The 21,808-nt window shown below is 68.5% G+C and carries 22 protein-coding genes and 1 pseudogene; 10 read left to right on the forward strand and 13 right to left on the reverse strand.

Translation table 11 applies throughout. From position 1 onward, the window contains the following. Positions 1-17: 17 nt before the first annotated feature. The gene (locus tag A5758_RS00295; RefSeq protein ID WP_067210588.1) at positions 18-806 is read right to left on the reverse strand and encodes a (2Z,6E)-farnesyl diphosphate synthase; all 789 of its coding nucleotides are present in this window, start codon (positions 804-806) and stop codon (positions 18-20) included. 151 nt (positions 807-957) lie between these two features. Between A5758_RS00295 and A5758_RS00300 the strand changes: the two genes are divergently transcribed. After that, positions 958-1,737, forward strand: coding sequence for a hemolysin III family protein (locus A5758_RS00300; protein ID WP_067210591.1), 780 nt, complete (start codon positions 958-960; stop codon positions 1,735-1,737). A 4-nt stretch (positions 1,738-1,741) separates the two neighbouring features. Here A5758_RS00300 and A5758_RS00305 read toward each other — a convergent pair whose 3' ends face one another. Genes A5758_RS00305 through mca form a run of 4 tightly spaced genes read right to left on the reverse strand, consistent with a single transcriptional unit; the run spans position 1,742 to position 5,301 of the window. Further along, on the reverse strand, positions 1,742-2,113 hold the full coding sequence (locus A5758_RS00305) for a nuclear transport factor 2 family protein (RefSeq protein ID WP_067210594.1): 372 nt from the start codon (positions 2,111-2,113) through the stop codon (positions 1,742-1,744). Between the two features lie 11 nt (positions 2,114-2,124). Next, on the reverse strand, positions 2,125-4,137 hold the full coding sequence (locus A5758_RS00310; RefSeq protein ID WP_067735013.1) for a thioredoxin domain-containing protein: 2,013 nt from the start codon (positions 4,135-4,137) through the stop codon (positions 2,125-2,127). Beyond that, a complete protein-coding gene (locus A5758_RS00315; RefSeq protein ID WP_067735016.1) occupies positions 4,124-4,432 on the reverse strand; it encodes a hypothetical protein in 309 nt (102 codons plus the stop codon). The genes A5758_RS00310 and A5758_RS00315 overlap by 14 nt, the downstream gene beginning before the upstream one ends. Beyond that, a complete protein-coding gene (gene mca / locus A5758_RS00320; protein WP_067210604.1) occupies positions 4,429-5,301 on the reverse strand; it encodes a mycothiol conjugate amidase Mca in 873 nt (290 codons plus the stop codon). Before mca ends, A5758_RS00315 begins: the two co-directional genes overlap by 4 nt. Before the next feature lie 115 nt (positions 5,302-5,416). Here mca and A5758_RS00325 point away from each other — a divergent pair, with 115 nt between their 5' ends. Together A5758_RS00325 and greA are read left to right on the forward strand one after the other, a co-directional pair. Then, positions 5,417-5,851 (forward strand): DUF4307 domain-containing protein, encoded by a 435-nt coding sequence (locus A5758_RS00325; RefSeq protein WP_067210623.1) that lies wholly within the window; start codon positions 5,417-5,419, stop codon positions 5,849-5,851. A gap of 221 nt (positions 5,852-6,072) precedes the next feature. After that, positions 6,073-6,567, forward strand: coding sequence for a transcription elongation factor GreA (gene greA, locus A5758_RS00330; protein WP_067210607.1), 495 nt, complete (start codon positions 6,073-6,075; stop codon positions 6,565-6,567). On the opposite strand, the gene A5758_RS00335 is transcribed toward greA, so the two are convergent. From A5758_RS00335 to A5758_RS00350, 4 genes are all read right to left on the reverse strand, one after another. Continuing rightward, positions 6,564-7,739 carry a cystathionine gamma-synthase gene (locus A5758_RS00335; protein WP_067735019.1) on the reverse strand — a complete coding sequence of 392 codons (1,176 nt, stop codon included), beginning with the start codon at positions 7,737-7,739 and terminating at the stop codon, positions 6,564-6,566. The two genes, greA and A5758_RS00335, sit on opposite strands and share 4 nt — an antisense overlap. A gap of 48 nt (positions 7,740-7,787) precedes the next feature. Continuing rightward, a complete protein-coding gene (locus A5758_RS00340; protein WP_067735022.1) occupies positions 7,788-8,495 on the reverse strand; it encodes an RDD family protein in 708 nt (235 codons plus the stop codon). Positions 8,496-8,597: 102 nt separating this feature from the next. After that, complete coding sequence (locus A5758_RS00345; RefSeq protein ID WP_067735024.1) at positions 8,598-10,004, reverse strand: cystathionine beta-synthase; 1,407 nt, start codon at positions 10,002-10,004, stop codon at positions 8,598-8,600. Between the two features lie 70 nt (positions 10,005-10,074). Continuing rightward, a complete protein-coding gene (locus A5758_RS00350; protein ID WP_067735026.1) occupies positions 10,075-11,145 on the reverse strand; it encodes an alpha/beta hydrolase in 1,071 nt (356 codons plus the stop codon). A gap of 230 nt (positions 11,146-11,375) precedes the next feature. Here A5758_RS00350 and A5758_RS00355 point away from each other — a divergent pair, with 230 nt between their 5' ends. Together A5758_RS00355 and A5758_RS00360 are read left to right on the forward strand one after the other, a co-directional pair. Further along, the gene (locus A5758_RS00355) at positions 11,376-12,350 is read left to right on the forward strand and encodes an SGNH/GDSL hydrolase family protein (RefSeq protein WP_067735029.1); all 975 of its coding nucleotides are present in this window, start codon (positions 11,376-11,378) and stop codon (positions 12,348-12,350) included. Between the two features lie 87 nt (positions 12,351-12,437). Further along, on the forward strand, positions 12,438-13,655 hold the full coding sequence (locus A5758_RS00360) for an acetyl-CoA C-acetyltransferase (protein WP_067209442.1): 1,218 nt from the start codon (positions 12,438-12,440) through the stop codon (positions 13,653-13,655). Positions 13,656-13,796: 141 nt separating this feature from the next. On the opposite strand, the gene A5758_RS00365 is transcribed toward A5758_RS00360, so the two are convergent. Beyond that, complete coding sequence (locus A5758_RS00365) at positions 13,797-14,648, reverse strand: Bax inhibitor-1/YccA family protein (RefSeq protein ID WP_067735063.1); 852 nt, start codon at positions 14,646-14,648, stop codon at positions 13,797-13,799. Positions 14,649-14,872: 224 nt separating this feature from the next. Between A5758_RS00365 and A5758_RS00370 the strand changes: the two genes are divergently transcribed. Genes A5758_RS00370 through A5758_RS00380 form a run of 3 tightly spaced genes read left to right on the forward strand, consistent with a single transcriptional unit; the run spans position 14,873 to position 18,475 of the window. After that, a complete protein-coding gene (locus tag A5758_RS00370; RefSeq protein ID WP_067735066.1) occupies positions 14,873-15,910 on the forward strand; it encodes an enoyl-CoA hydratase/isomerase family protein in 1,038 nt (345 codons plus the stop codon). 14 nt (positions 15,911-15,924) lie between these two features. Continuing rightward, on the forward strand, positions 15,925-16,707 hold the full coding sequence (locus A5758_RS00375; protein WP_067735031.1) for an enoyl-CoA hydratase: 783 nt from the start codon (positions 15,925-15,927) through the stop codon (positions 16,705-16,707). A 7-nt stretch (positions 16,708-16,714) separates the two neighbouring features. Next, the gene (locus A5758_RS00380) at positions 16,715-18,475 is read left to right on the forward strand and encodes an alpha/beta-hydrolase family protein (protein WP_067735034.1); all 1,761 of its coding nucleotides are present in this window, start codon (positions 16,715-16,717) and stop codon (positions 18,473-18,475) included. Here A5758_RS00380 and A5758_RS00385 read toward each other — a convergent pair whose 3' ends face one another. Continuing rightward, on the reverse strand, positions 18,476-18,925 hold the full coding sequence (locus A5758_RS00385; RefSeq protein ID WP_067735037.1) for a rhodanese-like domain-containing protein: 450 nt from the start codon (positions 18,923-18,925) through the stop codon (positions 18,476-18,478). Continuing rightward, the gene (locus tag A5758_RS00390; protein WP_067735040.1) at positions 18,925-19,521 is read right to left on the reverse strand and encodes a cysteine dioxygenase; all 597 of its coding nucleotides are present in this window, start codon (positions 19,519-19,521) and stop codon (positions 18,925-18,927) included. Before A5758_RS00390 ends, A5758_RS00385 begins: the two co-directional genes overlap by 1 nt. A gap of 110 nt (positions 19,522-19,631) precedes the next feature. Here A5758_RS00390 and A5758_RS00395 point away from each other — a divergent pair, with 110 nt between their 5' ends. Together A5758_RS00395 and A5758_RS00400 are read left to right on the forward strand one after the other, a co-directional pair. Then, positions 19,632-20,075 carry a lipoprotein LpqV gene (locus A5758_RS00395; RefSeq protein WP_067735042.1) on the forward strand — a complete coding sequence of 148 codons (444 nt, stop codon included), beginning with the start codon at positions 19,632-19,634 and terminating at the stop codon, positions 20,073-20,075. Between the two features lie 90 nt (positions 20,076-20,165). Further along, a complete protein-coding gene (locus tag A5758_RS00400) occupies positions 20,166-21,245 on the forward strand; it encodes a patatin-like phospholipase family protein (protein ID WP_067209418.1) in 1,080 nt (359 codons plus the stop codon). A gap of 38 nt (positions 21,246-21,283) precedes the next feature. Here the strand turns inward: A5758_RS00400 and A5758_RS00405 are convergent. Then, positions 21,284-21,787: pseudogene (locus A5758_RS00405) on the reverse strand (patatin-like phospholipase family protein); the annotation flags it as partial. Positions 21,788-21,808: the final 21 nt, after the last annotated feature.

The following is a 21,808-nucleotide window of genomic DNA, read 5'->3' on the forward strand; positions in this document are numbered from 1 at the left end:
TGATGCGTGCCGACCCGCTACTTGCCGTACCTGCGGTGCCGCTGACTGTAGTCACGCAGCGCACGCAGGAAATCGACCCGGCGGAACGCGGGCCAGTGCGCCTCCGTGAACCACATCTCCGAATACGCGCTCTGCCACAGCAGGAACCCGGACAGGCGTTGCTCCCCCGACGTGCGGATCACCAGGTCGGGATCGGGTTGCCCGGAGGTGTAGAGGTTTTCGGAAATGCCGTCGACGCTGACCGCGTCGATGAGCTCCTCGGCGGACGCACCGTTGGCGAGTTCCTTGCTCAGCAATGCCCGCACCGCGTCGACGATCTCGCGCCGGCCGCCGTAACCGACCGCGACGTTGACGTGGAACGTCGCCGCGACGGGTGTGGATTCCACCGCGTCGCGCACCCGCCGGGCCGGTTCCTCGCCGAGCAACTCCAGATCGCCGACCGTGCGCACGCTCCAACGATTGGCCGGTGCGCAGATCTCCTCGACGACGTCGGTGATGATTTCGATGAGCCCCGCCAGCTCGTCGGGGTCGCGTTGGAGGTTTTCCGTGGACAGCAGGTAGACCGTGGTCATCTCGATGCCGGCTTCCTGGCACCAGCGCAGCATCTCGGCGATCTTCGCCGCACCCATGCGGTAGCCGTAGCTGACGTCGGTATAGCCGGCGTCGCGGGCCCATCGCCGGTTGCCGTCGCACAGGACCGCGATGTGACGGGGCAGGTGTGATTTGGAGGAGGCCAGACCCTGCCGCAGCCGCAACTCGTAGACGCGATACAGCGGGTCTTTGAGGCGCGGCGGGATAATTTCCACGGAGATTCAGCCTACTGTGAGCTGCGCCAAATCTCCCCCTGCTATTCGGCGATGTCACCGCGCGGAGAGACCATGCCGTTACCGACGCCGACTATGTTGGTGATGACAGCCACTGGCAATCCCCGATCTGTAAGACGAGGGCACAGGAGACATGAGCAGCCAGACGAGCACGTCTGCCAATTCGGAGCGCTCGGATCGCAAATCCGAGGCCGTCACCCCAGGCAACACCGTCGAACAGCTTGTCGAGGGTGCGGCCCAGGCGCTGAGCAAGCCCCGCATGCGCGGCTGGATCCACTTCTTCTCCGCGTGGCTGGCGTTCATCACCGGCGCCACGCTGGTGTCGGTGTCGTGGGCCGCCTCCTCGCCGCGCGCCGGTCATTCGACGCTGATCTACGCGGCGGCGACGGTGGCGATGTTCGCCGTCAGCGCCACCTATCACCGGGTGCAGTGGACGTCCGATGCGGCCCGGAACCTCATGAAGCGGCTGGACCATTCGATGATCTTCGTGTTCATCGCCGGGAGCTACACGCCATTCGCGCGCCTGGCCATGCCGCAGCAGACCGGCGTGGAGGTGCTGTGGATCGTGTGGGGCGGCGCGGTGGCGGGCATCCTGCTGAAGGTGTGCTGGCCGACGGCGCCGCGGTGGCTGGGTGTGCCGCTGTACCTGATGCTGGGCTGGGTGGCCGTGTGGTACTGCCCGACGATTCTGCACAAGGCGGGCGTGGCGGCGATGGTGCTGCTGGCCGTCGGCGGGGTGTTCTACAGCGTCGGTGGCATCTTCTACGGGCTACGGTGGCCCGACCCGTGGCCCAGGACGTTCGGGTATCACGAGTTCTTCCACGCCTTCACCGCGATCGCGGCCATCCTGCACTACATCGCCATGTGGTTCGCGGTGTTCTACGTCGGCGACCACGCGTGGCTGGTGCGCTGAGCGTCTACAGCTGCGTGACGTCGGCGGGCGACCAGTACGCCTTCATGTGAGCGACCTTGCCGTCCTCGTCGAACGCCATCACGTCGATCGGCTCGATCACCATCCGGTGCTCCCCGGCGGTGATCGTGAGCCGGAAATGGAAGGCGGCCTCGTTGCCGGCGACCCGCAGCGTCACCAGCTCGCATTCGCGCTGCACATTGTCGACCGCCGAATAGAAGCCGTGGATCGCCTGGCGGCCGATGTGCACCTCGCCGCCGACGGGATCCTCGACGGTGGCGTCATCGGCGTACAGCTCGACCAACTCGTCCGCGCCGCCCTTGGCGACCAGTTCGATGTAGCGGTTGACCGTGTCGGTGATGTGTTGGGCGCTCGGCATGAAACGTCACGCTACCGTGGCGCGTCGAGCGCCCTCGCGAGGTCTTCGGACGTGGTGACCGGCAAGTCGCACACCCGGCCGCGGCACACGTAGGCGGCGTCGGCGCCGGCCACCCGGTCGCGGCCGGTCAGCAGCGCCGACGAGTCCTTTTCGCCGCCCACGACGATCGCCCCGCCCGGTGCCAGCCGCCGCGCATCGGCCAGCAGCGCCGACCGCGACGGTTCGCAGGCGACCGCGATCTGCAGCGGTCCGCGCACCGCGGCCTCCGCCACGGCCAGCCAGTGGCCCGCGGAGCGTGGCGCGCGCTCCAGCAGCACCGAATGCGTGTTGAGCCCGTCGGCCGCCGCCCGCAGATACCGCTCCGCGCGGTCGCCGTCGACCAGGTGCGCCGCGGTGAGCAGCGCCTCGGTGATCGACGACGCGCCCGACGGAGTCGCCCCGTCCAGCGGGTCGGCGGGCCGCAGCATCAACCGCTCGGCGTCGTCGGCGGTGTCGAACCAGCGGCCGGGCCGCTGCGGGTCGGCGAAGTGCCGCAACGCGGTGTCGAGCAGATCCGTTGCCCGCGTCAGCCAGCCGAGGTCGGCGTCCAGCTGGTAGAGGGCGAGCAGGCCGGTGGCCAGCATCGCGTGGTCCTCGAGGATGGCGGCGCTGTCGCCGACCACCCCGCCCAGGCTGGCGCGCCGAAGCCGCCCGTCGACCAGGTGCGAGCCCAGCAGTGCGCGTGCGCAATCGCGTGCGGCCCCGGCCAATTCGGGCGCGTCCAGGGCCACGCTGGCCTCGGCCAGCGCGGTGATCGCCAGACCGTTCCAGGAAGTCACGACTTTGTCGTCGCGGCCGGGCTGGGCGCGGGCGAGCCGGGCGGCCAGCAGCGCGGCCCGGACTCGTTCGAGCCGTTGCGGGTCGTCGGGATCGGCGGGCAATTGCAGCACCGAGGTGCCGTGTTCGAAGGTGCCGGACGCGGTGACCGCGAAAGCGGTTGCGGCCCAGGGGCCGTCGTCGGGGCCGAGCACCTCGGTGAGCTGCCCGGGCGTCCAGACATAGGTCCAGCCCTCGCGGCCGTCGGCGTCGGCGTCCAGCGACGACGTGAACACGGCGCCGTCGGCCAGGTCGTCGAGCAGGAAGCGCGCGGTCTGGGCCGCGACCCGGCGCGCCAGCGGATCCCCGGTCCGGCGGGCCCAGTGCGCGTAGGCGCGCAGCAGCAACGCGTTGTCGTACAGCATCTTCTCGAAATGCGGTACCACCCAAGCGTTGTCGACGCTATAACGGGCGAACCCGCCGGCGATCTGGTCGTAGATGCCGCCGCGGGCCATCGCGTTGCCGGTGTGCGCGACGGCCTCCAGCGCCGCCGTCGAGCCGGTGCGTTCGTGGTTGCGCAGCAATGCCTCGAGAATCGCCGACGGCGGAAATTTGGGCGCGCCGCCGAAGCCGCCATGCACCGCGTCCCGGTCGCCGAGCACCACGGCGACCGCGTGGTCACACAGCGCCGGCGCGACGTCCGGGCCGCCGGAGGGCAGCCCGGAAGCCATCGCACGCAATTCGCCCGCGATGGCCTCGGACGCCTCCTCCACCTCGCCGCGGCGCTGGTCCCAGGTGGCGGACACCGCCGAAAGCAGTTGCAGGAAGCCGTCTTTCGGATAGTAGGTGCCGCAGAAGAAGGGCCGGCCGTCGGGCGTCAGGAAACACGTCATGGGCCAGCCGCCGTGTCCGGTCAGCGCCACGGTGGCGTTCATATAGACGGCGTCGAGGTCCGGTCGTTCCTCCCGGTCGACCTTGATGCAGACGAATCCGGAGTTCATCGCGGCGGCCACCTCGTCGTCCTCGAACGATTCGTGGGCCATCACGTGACACCAGTGGCAGGCGGCATAGCCGATGGAGAGCAGGATGGGCACGTCGCGCTCGGCCGCGGCCGCGAGCGCCTGCGGGGTCCACTGTTGCCAGTGCACCGGGTTGTCGGCGTGCTGGCGCAGATACGGACTGGTGGCCAGCCCGAGGGTGTTCGTCGCGGCAGCGTCAGCCGGGCTCATCGCCGGGTCCCGGTGCCCGCTCCGATCCGTTCGCCTGGCCCGGGGGGCGGTTGTCTGCCTGGTCGACCGCGTCGGTGCCTTCGTCGGCGGCCTGGTCGGGCTCGGGGTGCTTGGGGTCGAACGAGTCGGGCACCTTCTTGAGTTGCTTGTTCATCGAGCGCAGCAGGAACAGCGTGGCGATCAGCAACACCACGACGATCAGCAACCCGATCGGGCTGGCCTTACCGAAGTCCGGCCCGGTGTGCTGCGGCGCGCCGTCGGCCAACGCACTCGCCGCCACAAAGAGGTGGTTCACTCGTCACTCTCGATTCCGGCGAACAGGTCGTCCTCGGGCAGTCGGACGGGGACCCGCGAGCGCGCGAGCTCGAACTCCTCCGTCGGCCAGAGCCGCTGCTGCCATTCGATGGGCGCTGCGAAGAAGTCGTGGTCCGGGTCGATTTGGGTGGTGTGCGCCCGCAGCGCGTCGTCGCGTTGGCTGAAATACGCCGAGCACTCGACGCGCGTTGTGACCCGGGACTCGAACGGGTCGTGCGCGGCGTCCCAGTGCTCGAGCCACTTCGCGAACGGGGGTTCGTGCCCGTGTTTGATGGCCTCGTCGTGCAACAGCTGCATCCGGGCCCGCAGGAACCCGTGGATGTAGTAGAGCTTCGATACGACCCACGGCTCGCCCGCGTCCGGAAACCGCCGGTAGTCTCCGGCCGCCTCGAAGGCGCCGACCGAAACCTGGTGGCAGCGAATGTGATCCGGATGCGGGTAGCCGCCGTTCTCGTCGTAGGTGGTGATCACATGCGGCCGGAACTCGCGGACCACGCGAACCAGCGACTCGACCGACTCCTCCAGCGGCACCAGCGCGAAGCATCCTTCGGGCAGCGGGGGCGGCGGCTCGCCTTTGGGCAAGCCGGAGTCGACGAAGCCCAGCCAGGTGTGTTCGACACCGAGGATCTCGGCGGCCTTCGCCATCTCGTCGCGTCGGATCTCGGCGATGTGGCCGTGCACCTCGGGCAGGTCCATCGCCGGATTGAGGATGTCGCCGCGCTCACCGCCGGTCAGCGTCACCACCAGCACCCGGTGGCCCTTGTCGGCGTAGCGGGCGAGGGTGGCCGCGCCCTTGCTGGACTCGTCGTCGGGGTGGGCGTGCACCGCCATCAACCGCAGTTCGCTCACGTGCCCCCTTGTCGGTCCGCTGGTCGTGGGTTGCGAAACCTATAATTCCAGTTCTTCAGATCGTTGCATGCTGCCGGCCGGTGTCCGGCAGCCGACCACCCAGGCATACCCAGGCATGACCGAAACTTCGCCTTCGCTCCCGGAGGCCCGCTACGGGCGCGCCGGGCGCCCGCGCGTGCCCCGGCGTTGGCTGGTCATCGCGCTGGGCGTGCTGGTGGTCGCCGCCGGGCTGGTGATCGCCGTCGTCGGCTACCACCGGCTGGGCACCAGTCCCGTGACGGGCACGCTGGGCAGCTATCGGGTGATCGACGACGAGACGGCATCGGTAACGATCAGCGTGACGCGATCCGATCCGTCGCGGCCGGTGGACTGCATCGTGCGGGTCAGGGCCAAGGACGGCAGCGAGACGGGCAGGCGGGAAGTGCTGGTCCCCCCGTCCGAGGCGGCCACCGTGCAGCTGACCACCACGGTGAAGTCCAGCAAACCGCCGGTGATGGCCGACATCTACGGCTGCGGCACCGACGTGCCGGCTTATCTGCGGCCGGCGTGACCCCGTAACAACAGCCGAACTGCGAATTTCGGGTCACCAATTGTTTGCGCGGTGGTAACATGGGTGAATGCACGGTTCCTGATGGGACCGTGTATTGCTGCATTATGGCCGTGAGCAGAACGGATCGGCAGCACACGGGGAGCAGACCCGGATACTCCCGGCGGCGGGGTTAAACAGGCTTACGCGGGTACGCGGAACGACAACATGAGGAGCACGACGAGATGACGGACACTTCGGTGACCTGGCTGACCCAGGAGTCACATGACCGGCTGAAGGCGGAGCTCGATCAGTTGATCGCCCATCGTCCGGTGATCGCCGCGGAAATCAACGACCGCCGCGAGGAAGGGGACCTGCGCGAGAACGGCGGATACCACGCCGCCCGCGAAGAGCAGGGCCAGCAAGAGGCCCGCATCCGTCAGCTGCAGGACCTGCTCAACAACGCCAAGGTCGGCGAAGCGCCCAAGCAGTCCGGCGTCGCACTGCCCGGTTCGGTGGTGAAGGTCTACTACAACGGCGACAAGTCGGACACCGAGACGTTCCTGATCGCCACCCGCCAGGAGGGCGTCAACGACGGCAAGCTCGAGGTGTATTCGCCCAACTCACCGCTGGGCGGCGCCCTCATCGACGCCAAGGTCGGCGAGACCCGCAGCTACGTGGTGCCCAACGGCAACACCGTCGAGGTCACGCTGGTCAGCGCGGAGCCCTACCACTCCTAGCCCGCCACCACGCCACCCAGCGCCTGGTCGAGGTCGGCCAGCAGGTCGGCGATGTCTTCGATGCCGACCGACAACCGCACCAGGTCGTCGGGCACTTCGAGTTGGGAACCGGCCGTCGATGCGTGCGTCATGGCGCTCGGGTACTCGATCAGCGACTCAACGCCGCCGAGCGACTCGGCCAGGATGAAGACTTCGGTGCGGGCGCACAGATCCCGTGCGGCTTGCCGGCCACCCCGCATGCGCACCGACACCATGCCACCGAAGCCGCGCATCTGCCGAGCGGCGATGTCGTGCCCGGGGTGGCCGGGCAGACCGGGGTACAGCACGGCGCTCACCGCCGGATGCCCGGAGAGGAAATCCGCGACGGCCGAAGCGTTTTCGCTGTGTCGCTGCATCCGCAGCACCAGGGTCTTCAGCCCGCGCATGGCCAGGTAGGCGTCGAACGGGCCGGGCACCGCGCCCGCGCCGTTCTGCAGGAAGGCGAAAGCCGCGTCCAGCTCCGCGTCATCGGTGATCAACGCCCCGCCCACCACGTCGGAGTGGCCACCGATGTACTTGGTGGTCGAATGCAGCACCACGTCGGCGCCCAGCTTCAACGGCTGCTGCAGCGCGGGTGAGGCAAACGTGTTGTCCACCAAGACTTTTAGCGAGAACTGTTTGCCCAGTTCGGCGAGGGCCGCGATGTCGGCGATGGACAGCAGCGGGTTGGTCGGTGTCTCCACCCAGATCAGGCGGGTCTGCGGTGTGACCGCGGCGCGGACGGCGTCCAGGTCGGACAGCGCCACCGGCTTATAGCTGACGTTCCACTGCGTGAACACCTTGTCGATCAGCCGGAAGGTGCCACCGTAGGCATCGTTGGGGATGATCACGTGATCGCCGGGCCGCAGCACCGCCCGCAGCGCGCAGTCGGCGGCGGCCATGCCGGAACCGAACGCCCGCCCGTAGCTGCCCTCTTCGACCGCGGCAAGCGAGGCCTCCAGCGCGGCGCGCGTCGGGTTGCCGGTGCGCGCGTATTCGAACCCGCCACGCAGCACGCCGACGCCGTCTTGGGCGAACGTGCTGCTGGCATAGATCGGGGCGTTGACCGCCCCCGTCGCCGGGTCCGGCCGGTAGCCGGCGTGAATCGCCTTGGTGGCGAGTCCGGTGAAATGTCCGGTGTGGTCGTCGCTCATCGACGACCAGCCTAGGTGACGACCGAGTCGGCTACCGCGCCCGCACGGCTAGCTCAGCTGTTGCTCGGTCCCGTCGAGTGGCAGGCAGACCGTCGTCATGATCTTGTCCGCCAGCGTTTGCCGCTTCGAATCCCACAGCGGGAAAAGGAAACCGATGAAGCAGATGATGGCGTCGACGAAGTGCGCGAGGGAACGCACGATGGACATCCCGAAACCGAGGGGCTGGCCGGTGACCTCGCTGACCACCTTGAACTTCATCACCGATTTGCCGACGCTCGACCCGGTGGTGCCTTGGCGGTAGCCGTAGTTCCAAATCAGATAGATCAGCCCCACCAGCGACGCCAACCACTGCGCCGCAAGGCCGATGCTCGAGTTCTGCGTCGCGCAGTACTGGTTGACGGCGTACTGCGTGACATCGGTGATGCACGACGTCTGCTGGGTGGCGACCAGGATCCCGGTCCCGATACCGTGCACGACGGCGTACGGGAGGATGTCGATGATGAACGCCACGAGCCGGGTCAGCCACGGCGTGTAGGACTCCGTCGGCAACGTGCGGATCGCAGGTCCGGGAGGCGGTGGCGCGTACCCACCGGCGGACGGCGGGGGCGGCGGATAGGAGCCGCCGGGCGGCGGCGGAGGCGGCGGATAGGAGCCGCCCGCGGGAGTCGATGGAGGGGGCGGAACCGCCTGACCACCGGACGACCCGGGCGGCGGAGGTGGCGGATAAGCGTCGCCAGGCGGCGGTTGATCGGTCATGGGCACCCCTTCCACTGCGGACCAGCTGAACCAGGCCGCATTACAGTACCTGAGCGCGCAGCGGCCGGGCGAGACACGCGTCGCGGCCGAAAGGGGGCCCCGCTAGCGCCGGCCTGCCAGTCCACGAGGCCCGTCCGAGAGGAAACCGAGCAGGTCATAGCGGGTGATCACACCGACCGGTTTGCCCTCCTCGACCACCATCAACGCATCCCAGTCACGCAGCGCCTTACCGGCCGCGCTGACCAACTCCCCCGCGCCGATCATCGGCAGCGGCGGGCTCATGTGCAGCGAGACGGCGTCGGCCAATTTGGCCCGGCCCTCGAAGACGGCCGAGAGCAGTTCGCGCTCGGAAACGCTCCCGGCCACCTCGCCCGCCATCACCGGCGGCTCGGCGCCGACCACGGGCATCTGGGACACCTCATACTCGCGCAGGATGCCGATGGCGTCGCGCACGGTCTCGGAAGGATGCGTGTGCACCAAGTCGGGCAGGGCGCCGGATTTGCCGCGCAGCACATCACCCACCGTGGCCTCCTCGGTGGAACCGTCGAGGCGGCTGCGCAGGAACCCGTACGACGACATCCAGGCGTCGTTGAAGATCTTCGCCATGTAACCGCGCCCGCCGTCGGGCAGCAACACCACGACGAGCGCGCCGGGTCCGGCCTCCTCGGCGACCTTCAGCGCGGCCACCACCGCCATCCCGCACGACCCCCCGACCAGCATCGCCTCCTCTCGGGCCAGCCGCCTGGTCATGTTGAACGAGTCGGAGTCGGACACCGCGATGATCTGGTCGGGGACCGTGCGGTCGTACGCGTCCGGCCAAAAGTCCTCGCCGACGCCCTCGACCAGGTAGGGCCGGCCGCTGCCGCCCGAGTACACCGAACCCTCGGGGTCGGCGCCGATGATGCGCACCTTCCCGCCCGACACCTCTTTGAGGTAGCGGCCCGCACCGGTGATCGTGCCGCCGGTGCCGATGCCGGCGACGAAGTGGGTGACCTTGCCGTCGGTGTCGGCCCAGATCTCCGGGCCGGTGGTGGCGTAGTGGCTGGCCGGGCCTTCCGGGTTCGCGTACTGGTCGGGCTTCCAGGCGCCCTCGATCTCCCTGGTCAGCCGATCGGAGACGCTGTAGTAGCTGTCCGGGTGGTCGGGCGGCACGGCCGTCGGGCAGACGACCACCTCCGCGCCGTAGGCGAGCAGCACGTTGCGCTTGTCTTCGCCGACCTTGTCGGGGCAGACGAACACGCACTTGTACCCGCGCTGCTGTGCCACCAGCGCCAGGCCGACGCCGGTGTTGCCCGAGGTGGGTTCGACGATGGTGCCCCCGGGCTTCAGTAGGCCGCTCGCTTCGGCGGCGTCGATCATCCGCACCGCGATCCGGTCCTTCGAGCTACCCCCGGGGTTGAGGTACTCGACCTTGGCCGCCACAGTGCCGGCGCCGTCGGGAACCACGGAATTCAGGCGAACTAGCGGCGTGCCGCCGATGAGCTCGCTGATGTGCTGGGCGATCCGCATGCGTTCATCGTCTCAGGCAGGTTCCGGGGGTGCACGACGGCTTCGGAGTTGGCGCCCGGCGGGGGTTGCGCTAGCCGGTGGCCTCGCGGATATAGTCGCCGATCTGGTGCAGCGAGCGAACCGCCTCCGGGACCATCGGAGCGGCCAGCTGGAAGTCGTGAATCTGGCCGGGCCACACCCGCACCTCGGCCGGCACACCGACGGCGGCCAGCCGGCTCGCCGCCAGCCGGGCGTCGTGCAGCAACACCTCGGATCCCGACACATGGATCAGCGTCCGCGGCAGGCCCGGCTTGATGTGCTCCAACGGCTCGTAGATCTCCTCGGGCCGCCCCCCGACTTTGTGCTTTTCGGCCGCGCTGGCAACCAGCTCGGCCAGCGCGTCGAACGCCCGGGCGGAGAACATCGCGTCGGTGTTGATGTTGGGATGGGCCTGCTTGTATTCCTTTGCCAACTGCAGCAGCGGCGAGATCATCACCAGCGCGGCCGGCTCCTCGCCCTCCTCCTGGAGGCGTTGCGCCAGCGCGAGTGCGAGGTAGCCGCCCGCGGAGTCACCGGCCAGCACGATCTGATCCGGCTCGTATCCGCGCAGCCGCAGCCATTGGTAGCCGTCGTGGCAGTCATCGAGAGCCATCCCGATCGAATGCTTGGGCAGCAGCCGGTAATTGACCACCAAGATCGGCGCGTCAGCAAACCGCGACAGCGCTTCGACCAGCCGGCCGTGCGAGTTCGCCCCACACGTCAAGAACGCACCGCCGTGGAAGTAGACGACCACCCGACGGGTGCCGTCCGCGGGCAGCACGCCCGGGGCACGCACCAACTGCGCCGACGCGTTGGGCAAGTTCACCGTCTCGCGGACGGTGGCCGACACCGGGAGCACCACCCGGGCCGCCAGGTCGATGAAGCCCCAGGGCCAGGGGAAGTTGGGAATATGGCTGCCGACGGAGAGAACCGGCCGAACCGTCACTCGCGACGTCAGGTTGGCCACCCGCGCAGCAACGCTGGGTCCCGATTCGAGGACCTCGACCGGGGTGCCATCGCTCATCGCGAACCTGCGGGGCCTGCTGGCCCTGCGAGCCGCGAGGACGTCGTGTGGACGAAGGGCGTTCCGGGGCGAGCCGGATACCTTGCCGGGTGCGCTCATGCTCAACACTTCCTACGCCTTTGTAGTGCGATACAGCATGTGACGGGGCAGCTAAGCGTCTGGTTCAGCCGTTGCTCGAGGCACTCAGCCGACCCCGCGAACTTAGCTTGACAGCCACTTCTTAAGACAACATTTAAAGAGTCCGATTTGTTACCTCATTTGATTCGCACCGTGATCACATTGTTTGTCAGCCGACCCCGCAAATATGCAAGCCGAACTAAACTGGTCGCGTGACCATGCGGGTGCCCCGTCGTTCGGCAATCGCCCTGGCCACGGCGGGCGCACTCGCCTCGACAGGAACTGCCTATCTGGGCGCGCGCAACCTGCTGGCCGGCCAGGCGACGCGCGCGCGCACCGTCATCCCCAAGGCGTGGGACATCCCGCCGCGCGCCGACGGCGTGTACACCCGCGGCGGCGGCCCGGTGGAGCGGTGGTACCGCGGCGTGCCGTTCGATCTGAGCCTGATGATCTTCGGCGACTCGACGGCCGCCGGCTACGGGTGCACCAGCGCCGAGGAAGTGCCGGGAGTGCGGATCGCGCGCGGCCTCGCCGAACAGACGGGCAAGCGAATCCGGTTGAGCACCAAGGCAATCGTCGGCGCCACGTCGAAAGGCGTGTGCGGCCAGGTCGATGCGATGTTCGTGGCCGGGAAGCCGCCGGATGCGGCGGTGATCATGGTCGGCGCCAACGACGTGACGGCCCTCAACGGCGTCAGCCAGTCGGCGCAGCGGCTCGGGCTGAGCGTGCGCAAGTTGCGCGCCCGCGGTGCGGTGGTGATCGCCGGCACCTGCCCGGACCTGGGTGTCATCACCGCGATCCCCCAACCCCTTCGCTCGATCGCACACGAGCGTTGTCTGCAACTGGCGCGCGCCCAGGCCGCGTCGGTCCGGGCCGCCGGCGGTATGCCGGTACCCCTGGCGCAGCTGCTGACACCGCAACTCCGGTCGACGCCTCACGTGATGTTCTCCCCGGACGGCTTCCATCCGTCCGCCCCCGCCTACGCGATCGCGGCCGACGCGCTGCTGCGTGCGCTGGGCGAAGCGCTGGGCGAGGAGGTCGATCTCCCGCCGCTGGAGTTGGCGGCATCGACGACGGAGCCGGTGCTCGGTCAGCGCCACACCCGCACCAGCGTGATGTCGCGGCTGTGGCGGCGCCCGGTGCCGGGACCCGCCCCGTCTTCGTGCCCGCCGGTTGCCAGCGACTAGATTTGTGCCAGCCCGTCGGTGTGGAGTCACCACCCCGGTTATGTAGCGAGCTCGTCGGAATCCGAAAGGGATTTGAAGGGAACCGTCATGCCTGAAGCTGTCATTGTCTCAACTGCTCGCTCGCCGATCGGCCGCGCGATGAAGGGGTCGCTGGTCTCCATGCGGCCCGACGACCTGGCCACCCAGATGGTGCGCGCCGCGCTGGACAAGGTGCCCGCGCTCAACCCGCACCAGATTGACGACCTCATCCTGGGCTGCGGCCTGCCGGGCGGTGAGTCCGGCTTCAACATGGCGCGCGTGGTCGCTGTTGAGCTCGGTTACGACTTCCTGCCGGGCACCACCGTGAACCGGTACTGCTCGTCCTCGCTGCAGACCACCCGGATGGCGTTTCACGCCATCAAGGCGGGCGAGGGCGACGCGTTCATCTCCGCGGGTGTCGAGACCGTGTCCCGGTTCGGCAAGGGCAACTCCGACTCCTGGCCCGACACCAAGAACCCGCTGTTCGACGAGGCTCAGGAGCGTACGCAGGCCGCGGCCGCCGGCGCCGACGAGTGGCACGACCCCCGCGCCGACGGGAGCCTGCCCGACGTCTACATCGCGATGGGTCAGACCGCCGAGAACGTGGCCATCCTGACCGGCGTCAGCCGCGAAGACCAGGACCGCTGGGGGGTGCGCAGCCAGAACCGGGCCGAGGAGGCGATCAAGAGCGGGTTCTTCGAGCGCGAGATCTCCCCGGTGACCCTGCCGGACGGCACCACCGTGAGCACCGATGACGGCCCTCGTCCCGGCACCACCTACGAGAAGGTCTCCGAGCTCAAGCCGGTGTTCCGGCCCAATGGCACGATCACCGCGGGCAACGCCTGTCCGCTCAACGACGGCGCCGCCGCGCTGGTGATCACCAGCGACACCAAGGCCAAGGAACTCGGCCTGACGCCGCTGGCCCGCATCGTGTCCACCGGCGTCAGCGGCCTCTCGCCGGAGATCATGGGTCTGGGCCCGATCGAGGCGTGCAAGAAGGCGCTGGCGCGAGCGGGAATGTCGATCAACGACATCGACCTCTACGAGATCAACGAGGCCTTCGCGGTCCAGGTGCTGGGTTCGGCGCGCGAGCTGGGCATGGACGAAGACAAGCTCAACGTCTCCGGCGGGGCGATCGCGCTGGGCCACCCGTTCGGCATGACCGGCGCGCGCATCGCGACCACGTTGATCAACAACCTGCAGACGCACGACAAGACGTTCGGGCTGGAGACCATGTGTGTCGGCGGCGGGCAGGGCATGGCGATGATCATCGAGCGGCTGAGCTGACCGGTCGCCGGAGCTCGCCGTCGAGTGTGCGGCCGTGGTCGCGACATGCCGGGCAGGCCCGCCCCCAGCGCACACTCGACGCCCGCACAAACGAAAAGACCGGCACGCCAATCGGCGTGCCGGTCTTTTCGTTGAAGAGAACTAGTCGTTCTGCAGGTAACTGAGCAGACGCAGGATCTCGATGTAGAGCCAGACCAGGGTCACGGTCAGGCCGAGCGCGATACCCCAGGCCGCCTTCTCCGGCGCCCCGGCTCGCACCATCTGGTCGGCCGCGTCGAAGTCGATCAAGAAGCTGAACGCCGCGATGCCGATGCAGACCAGCGAGAAGATGATCGCCAGCGGACCGCCGCTGCGCAGGCCCAGCCCGGTACCGCCGCCGACGTGGAACATCGCGAGCACGAAGTTGCCGAGCATCAGGGCCAGCACGCCGAACATCGCGGCGACGAGCATCCGGGTGAACTTGGGGGTGACCCGGATTGCGCCGGTCTTGTACACCACCAGCATGCCGAAGAAGACACCGAAGGTGCCCATGACGGCCTCCCCGATCAGCACGCCGGCGTTGGCGTGCGAGACCGCGAAATTGGCGAAGACGAACGAGATGGCGCCCAGGAAGAGCCCCTCGAGGACGGCGTAGCTCAGCACGATGGCCGGGCTGTCCTGCTTGCGGCCGAAGGTCGCGACCAGCACCAGTCCCAGCCCGCCGAGCGCGCCGACCAGGGTCAGCGGCATCGCCAGCGCGAGGTTGGACGCCACCAGGAAGTAGGACACCACGGCGGACACCGCCAACACGGCCAGCGTGATGCCGGTCTTGGTAACGACGTCGTCGATGGTCAGCGGGCGCGAAGCCCTGGTCTCCTGGTAGGGAGCTTGGTAGGGGGCCGCGTAGGGGTCGGCTCCATAGCCCTGCATTGGGGCCGCGCCTGTGCCGAATTGCGCGTATCCGCCCCGCTGCTTGGGCAGCGAACGAAATACCGGGTTGCTTGTCTCCCGCACCGTCGGATCCTCTCTATTGGCTTCGAGCTGTGCGAACACAATCTCAACGATCAGCGTCCCGTCCGGGTTCCCGGCCGACCTGGGCATTTTCCGGTGCCTGGAGCCTGCGAAATAACACAGCTGCTGTCGTCGCGTTAAAGATAACCCTTACCCGGGGGTATCGCGTCGGTCGTCACGATCTAGATTTTTCGTTCGAGGGTGGACCGGCGATGGGAGGCCAGGGCGTGACCGAGGAGTCCGATGAGGTTCTAACCCGCGTCGACGGCAACGTCGGTCTGATCACGCTCAACCGCCCCAAGGCGATCAACTCACTCAATCAGCAGATGGTGGACGCGCTGAGCGCCATACTCACCCGCTGGGCAGACGACGACGCGGTATCCACGGTGGTGCTCTCCGGCGCCGGCGAGCGCGGCTTGTGCGCCGGTGGCGACGTGGTCTCCATCTATCACAGTGCGCGTAAGGACGGGGTTGAGGCGCGGCGGTTCTGGCGCGACGAGTATCTGCTCAATGCCCAGATCGCAGATTTCTCCAAGCCTTACATGGCGCTGATGGACGGCATCGTGATGGGTGGCGGCGTCGGCGTCAGCGCGCACGCGAACATCCGCGTGGTGACCGACACCTCCAAGATCGCGATGCCCGAGGTGGGCATCGGCTTCGTTCCCGATGTTGGCGGGATGTTCCTGCTGTCCCGAGCGCCCGGTGGGTTGGGTCTGCACGCCGCCCTGACCGGAGCTCCGTTTTCCGGAGCCGACGCCATCGCAATGGGATTCGCCGACCACTACGTGCCGCACGACGATCTCGAGGCGTTCACCCGGGCGATCGTGGCTGGCGGCGTCCAGAGCGCGCTTGCCGCGCACGCCATTGAGCCCCCGCCGAGCGAGCTTGCCGCACAACACGGTTGGATCGACGAGTGCTACGCCGGCGACACGGTCGAAGACATCGTTGCCGCGCTTCGCGGGCATGACACCGGCCCCGCCAACCACGCCGCCGACCTGATCGGCACCCGCTCGCCGATCTCGTTGTCGGTAACCCTGGAAGCCGTCCGACGCGCCGCCAAACTCGAGACGGTGAAAGACGTTCTCATTCAGGATTATCGGGTGTCGTCGGCATCGCTGCGCTCGCACGACCTGGTCGAGGGCATCCGAGCCCAGCTGATCGACAAAGACCGCAACCCGAAGTGGTCGCCGGCGACGCTGGCCGCGGTGACCGCGGCCGACGTCGAGGCGTATTTCACCCCGGTCGACGACGACTTGAGTTTCTAGGAAGGCGATTGACGATGACAGACGCTGATTACGAAACCATCCTGGTCGAGCGCGACGAGCGCGTCGGCACCATCACCCTGAACCGGCCGAAAGCGCTCAACGCACTCAACACCCAGGTGATGAACGAAGTGACCAGGGCGGCAACGGAGTTCGACAACGATCCTGGCATCGGGGCGATCATCATCACGGGTTCGGCCAAGGCGTTCGCGGCCGGTGCCGACATCAAAGAGATGGCCGGCCTGACGTACGCCGAGGCGTTTGACGCCGACTTCTTCGCCCCCTGGGCCAAACTGGCGGCCGTGCGCACCCCGACCATCGCCGCGGTGGCCGGGCACGCGCTCGGCGGTGGCTGCGAGCTGGCCATGATGTGCGATGTGCTGATCGCCGCCGACACAGCGAAGTTCGGCCAGCCCGAGATCAAACTCGGTGTGCTGCCCGGCATGGGCGGCTCCCAGCGCCTCACCCGCGCCATCGGCAAGGCCAAGGCCATGGACCTCATCCTGACCGGGCGCACCATCGACGCCGCCGAAGCCGAACGCAGCGGCCTGGTTTCGCGAGTGGTGCCCACCGATGATCTGCTGGCCGAGGCCAAGGCCGTCGCCACGACCATCTCCCAAATGTCACGCTCATCGGCCCGGATGGCCAAGGAGGCCGTCAACCGGGCGTTCGAATCCACGCTGTCCGAAGGGCTGCTCTACGAACGTCGCCTCTTCCACTCGACCTTCGCGACGGAGGACCAGTCCGAGGGCATGACGGCGTTCATCGAGAAGCGCGCTCCCAACTTCACCCACCGGTAGGCATGCGATGAGCGAGCCGGGTACAGCGACGAACACCGAAGCCGGCGGCAACCCGACGGTCGTCACCGAAGAAGCTGCGCTCCCGGATACCCGCCCGCAGACTCGCGAGCCGCGGTCACCCGAAAAGCCCTGGTGGGTGCGGCATTACACCTTCACCGGCACCACGGTGGGCCTCATCTTCATCTGGTTCTCCATGACGCCGTCCCTGCTGCCGCGCGGTGCGTTGTTCCAGGGGCTGGTCAGCGGCATCTCCGGCGCCATCGGCTACGGGCTGGGCGTCTTCGCCGTGTGGCTGGTCCGCTACATGCGCGCCAAGGATCACAGTCCCCCGCCGCCGCGCTGGGCGTGGAAGGTGCTGATCCCGATCGGTGCGCTCGGCATGGTGCTGATGGCCATCTGGTTCCACGTGTGGCAGGACAACGTGCGCGACCTCATGGGCGTACAGCACCTGAAGTGGTACGACTACCCGGTGGCCGCGGGCCTTTCGCTGGTGGTGCTGTTCACGCTTGTCGAAATCGGCCAGTTCATCCGGTGGTTGGTCAGGTTCCTGGTCTGCCAGGTCGACCGCATCGCGCCGTTTCGGTTGTCGGCGACCATCGTGGTGGCGCTGCTGTTGGTGCTCACCATCACCTTGCTCAACGGTGTCGTGCTCAAGTCCGCCATGCGGACCATGAACAACACCTTCGCCTCGGCGAACAACGAGATGAATCCCGACACCGCGCCACCGAAGACCCCGCTGCGGTCCGGCGGTCCCGAGTCACTGGTGTCGTGGGAATCCCTTGGGCACCAAGGTCGCATCTTCGTGGAAGCCGGCCCGAGAGTTGGCCAGCTGGCCGCCTTCAACGGCGCTCCGGCAACCGAACCGATCCGCGCCTACGCCGGGCTGAACTCCGCGGACGGCATCACGGCGACCGCCGAGCTGGCGGCGCGCGAGCTGCAGCGCACCGGGGGGCTGCAACGCGCCGTCGTCGCCGTCGCAACCACCACCGGCACCGGCTGGATCAACGAGGCGGAAGCCGACGCGCTCGAGTACATGTACAACGGCAACACCGCGATCGTCAGCATGCAGTACTCGTTCCTACCGAGCTGGCTGTCCTTCCTGGTGGACAAGGAGAACGCCCGCCACGCCGGGCAGGCGCTGTTCGAGGCCGTCGACCGGTTGATCCGCCAGATGCCCGAAGCGCAACGCCCCAAGCTCGTAGTGTTCGGCGAGAGTCTGGGATCGTTCGGCGGCGAGGCGCCGTTCATGAGCCTGAACAACGTCCTCGCCCGAACCGACGGCGCCTTGTTCAGCGGGCCGACATTCCAAAACACCATCTGGACCGACCTGACGTCGACGCGCGACGCCGGTTCCCCGGAGTGGTTGCCCATCTACAACGACGGCAAGAACGTCCGGTTTGTCGCTCGCCCAAGCAATTTGGGGCGCCCGAACTCCGCGTGGGATCACCCGCGGGTCGTCTATCTGCAACACGCCTCGGATCCGATCGCCTGGTGGTCCCCCGACCTGCTGTTCAGCAAACCGGATTGGCTGCGGGAGCGGCGGGGCTACGACGTGCTGCCCGAGACGCGCTGGATCCCGGTGGTGACGTTCCTGCAGGTCACCGCGGACATGGCCGTCGCGGTAGACGTCCCCGAGGGCCATGGCCACCACTACGTCGCCGACGCGGCCGACGGCTGGGCCGCCGTGCTGTCACCGCCGGGTTGGACGCCGGAAAAGACCAACAAGCTACGGCCACTGCTTCATTCGGATGCCACCTCCACCGGGTAGCTAGAGCCAGCGGCGACCGGGGTTGCCGGAGCTGGCGAGCACTCCCGGGCAGGCGTCGAGCGAGCCCGTGCCGGAAAGTTGTTCCAGCACACCGGCACCCGCGAGCGCGTGATAGCCGCCGATGACGTCGGTCGCACGGTGCAGGCCGATGTCCAGCAGCGCGGCCGCCGCGAGGCTGGACGTGTAACCCTCCGAGCACACGATCACCCATTCGACGTCGTCACCGACGGCCTCGGGCAGCTTGGCCTCGCTGGTCGGATCGCAGCGCCACTCCAACACGTTGCGTTCGATCACCAGCGCGCCGGGGATCTCACCCTCGCGGAAGCGCTGCGCCTGCGGCCGGATGTCGACGAGCACCGCCCCCCGCCGCAGCGCATCGGGCACCTCGGCGGCGGGAAGCCGACGGTAGCGGCGCCGGGCGGATCTCAACACAACATCGATGCGGCTCATCACGGTCCTTCCGGTTGGTCGGTCAGTTCGGTGCGCTGGCGGCGCAACCGATTTCGGCCGGTGACCTCGTAGTAGGACATCGCGGTCAGCGGCGGCGAGTAAGCGTGCACGCTGAGCGAAGGCGTCACCGGCTCTCGGACGGTGCCCGACAGGCCCGAGAGCGGCACGGTCACGGGCCGCGGCGCCCACACCACGTCATGCACCCAGCCCAGCGGAAACCCGGCCTGATCGCCCGCGTCGAGCCGGCGACGCCGCAGGGCCCGGCCGTCCCAACGGAATTCGTTGAGCGACCCGGACAGGACCGTCAGCGCGCCAAGGGACCCACCGTGGTCGTGCAGTTCGGTGTGATGACCGGGAACCCAGCTGATCAGCCAGACGTCCAGCTCCTCGTCACCGTGGATGCGGGTGAACCAACGGCGCGACTCGGGTATTCCGCCCGGCGGCAGCAGGTGGTCGCAACGTCCGCTCAGCACGTCGTCGGCGGCCTGGTCGGTGGCGTGCAGGAGGTCGGGAACCCGCAGGCGGGTCGGTCCCGACGATGGGGACGAAATGGTGCGCGGGCGCAACGCAGCCGGAGCGGCGAGGGGTACAGACATTGGGGAGCTCCACAAAAAGGATCGGACAGGCGGCGGCGTGTTACGGCCGACAACACTCGCAAAATCCGAAGCGCTCCATCACGGCCGCCAGTGTTGCATAGATTGAGAGGATGCGCTGGTGCGGTCAACGGCCCCGGCTGTGGGGCACGCTCCTCGTGGCGGCCGGATTATTGGCGGCTACGGGATGCTCACCTGAAGCCCCGAGCGGTAAGCCCGCGTCCTCATCGCCGCGGCCGGCGGACCTACCGGGCCGCCCCGGTGCGGCGCCACCGGGCGCCGTCGGTCTGTCGCCGGCGGGCGTGACGACCAGGGTCGACGTGCCCGCGAATTCGACCGAGGAAGAGTATTACCAGGCCTGTCACGCCGCAAAACTGTGGATGGATGCCCAGCCCAAGACCGGTCAGTCGCTGTTCGAGCCCTATCTGGCAATGGTCCAGGCCGCGCCGTCGGGCACCGCGGGCAGCTGGAATGCCCGCTGGGCGGATCTGACACCGGCCCGGCAGGCAGCCGTGATCACCGCCGCGCGCGCCGCCGCCGGCGACGAATGCGGCTGACGCTTTCGAACTCGTGCGCGATTGAATTCACGGGTAGAGAAAGTGCCAACCCGGCCGCTGCCACCCCGCTTAGCCGCGCAAAATGAAGAGATGCCGGACGGACCTGGCGGCGTCGTCGCGCGCCGATCGTCACCGACGCGCGTCGCGTTGGCGCTGGGTAGCGGCGGGGCCCGCGGCTACGCCCACATCGGGGTGATCGACGCGCTGCGCGCACGTGACTACGAGATCGTGGGAATCGCGGGGTCGTCGATGGGCGCGCTGGTCGGCGGTTTGGAGGCGGCCGGGCGTCGCGACGAGTTCGCCGACTGGGCGAAGTCCCTGACGCAGCGCACCATCCTGCGGCTGCTGGACTTCTCGATCAGCGCGGCCGGGGTGATGCGGGCCGAGAAGATCCTGGACGCGGTGCGCGACATCCTCGGCCCCGTCGACATCGAGCAGCTGCCCATCCCCTTCACCGCGGTCGCGACCGACCTGTTGGCCGGTAAAACGGTGTGGTTCCAGCGCGGCCCGGTCGACACGGCGATCCGCGCCTCCATCGCCATACCGGGCGTGATCGCCCCACACGAAGTCGACGGGCGGCTGCTCGCCGACGGCGGCATCCTGGATCCGCTGCCGATGGCCCCCCTGTCGGCGGTCAATGCCGACGTGACCATCGCGGTGAGCCTCAGCGGCAGCGAGTCGATCGCCACCCGGGACGCGGAATCCGGCGTGACCGCCGAGTGGCTGAACCGCATGGTGCGCAGCACCTCCGCGCTGCTCGACACCTCCGCGGCCCGGTCGCTGCTCGATCGGCCCACCGCGCGCGCCGTCCTGGGCCGATTCGGCGGGTCCACCGCCGAAGCGGACAGCTGGTCGGAGGATCTGGACGTCGAGGAGCCCGCGGACGGGGATGATGCGGCCGGCGTACTGCCCGATGCCGCACCCGAAGTGCCGAAGCTGGGCAGCTTCGAGGTGATGAACCGGACGATCGACATCGCCCAGGCCGCCCTGGCGCGCCACACGCTGGCGGTCTACCCGCCCGACCTGTTGATCGAGATCCCGCGCTCGACCTGCCGGGGCCTGGAGTTTCACCGGGCGGCGGAGGTGATCGCCGTCGGCCGTGCGCTGGCGGACGAGGCCCTGGACGCTTTCGAGAACAAACGAACCACGCCGCCCGCGACCGAAGCCTGAAACCCGTGCTGCCGCAGCGCGTTAGCGTCGCGGCCCGGTCAGACGCCCAGGAAACGCGCGACGCCTCGGGCTTCGCGGCGGCCCTGCTCGCGTCCGGCCAGTGCCGACGCGACGCGACAGGCGGGGTCCAACGGGTTGGGCCCGAAGGCCGCCAGCGAGTCGGCATCGGCGAACACCGCGAACGTCGCGCCCGCGAAGGCGGAGATCTCCGCGGCCGGCCCGTCGCCAAACGCCGAGGGCGCGTCCACGCCCGAGGGCACCAGCACCACCGCCGTGTCGCAGTCGCCGGCCGCGCCGAGGTGCACCGAGCTGGCGACCCCGCCGTCCATGTAGCGCCGGCCCGCGATCGCCACGGGGGGCCACGCCCCGGGTACCGCGCAGCTGGCCGCTACCGCGTCGACGAGGTCGACGCCGGATTCGCGATCGAAAACCACCAATTCGCCGGTGTCCACGTCGATCGCGGTGATCCGCAGCGCCCGATCGGGCCAGTGGTGCGACGGCAGGCGTTGGGCGATCACCTGGCGGCGCACCGGCGGCGGAACGGCTGTCTCTTATACACATCT

The sequence above is a fragment of the Mycobacterium sp. 852014-50255_SCH5639931 genome (genome assembly GCF_001665605.1).
In the GTDB taxonomy this organism is placed as follows: Bacteria; Actinomycetota; Actinomycetes; order Mycobacteriales; family Mycobacteriaceae; genus Mycobacterium; species Mycobacterium paraffinicum.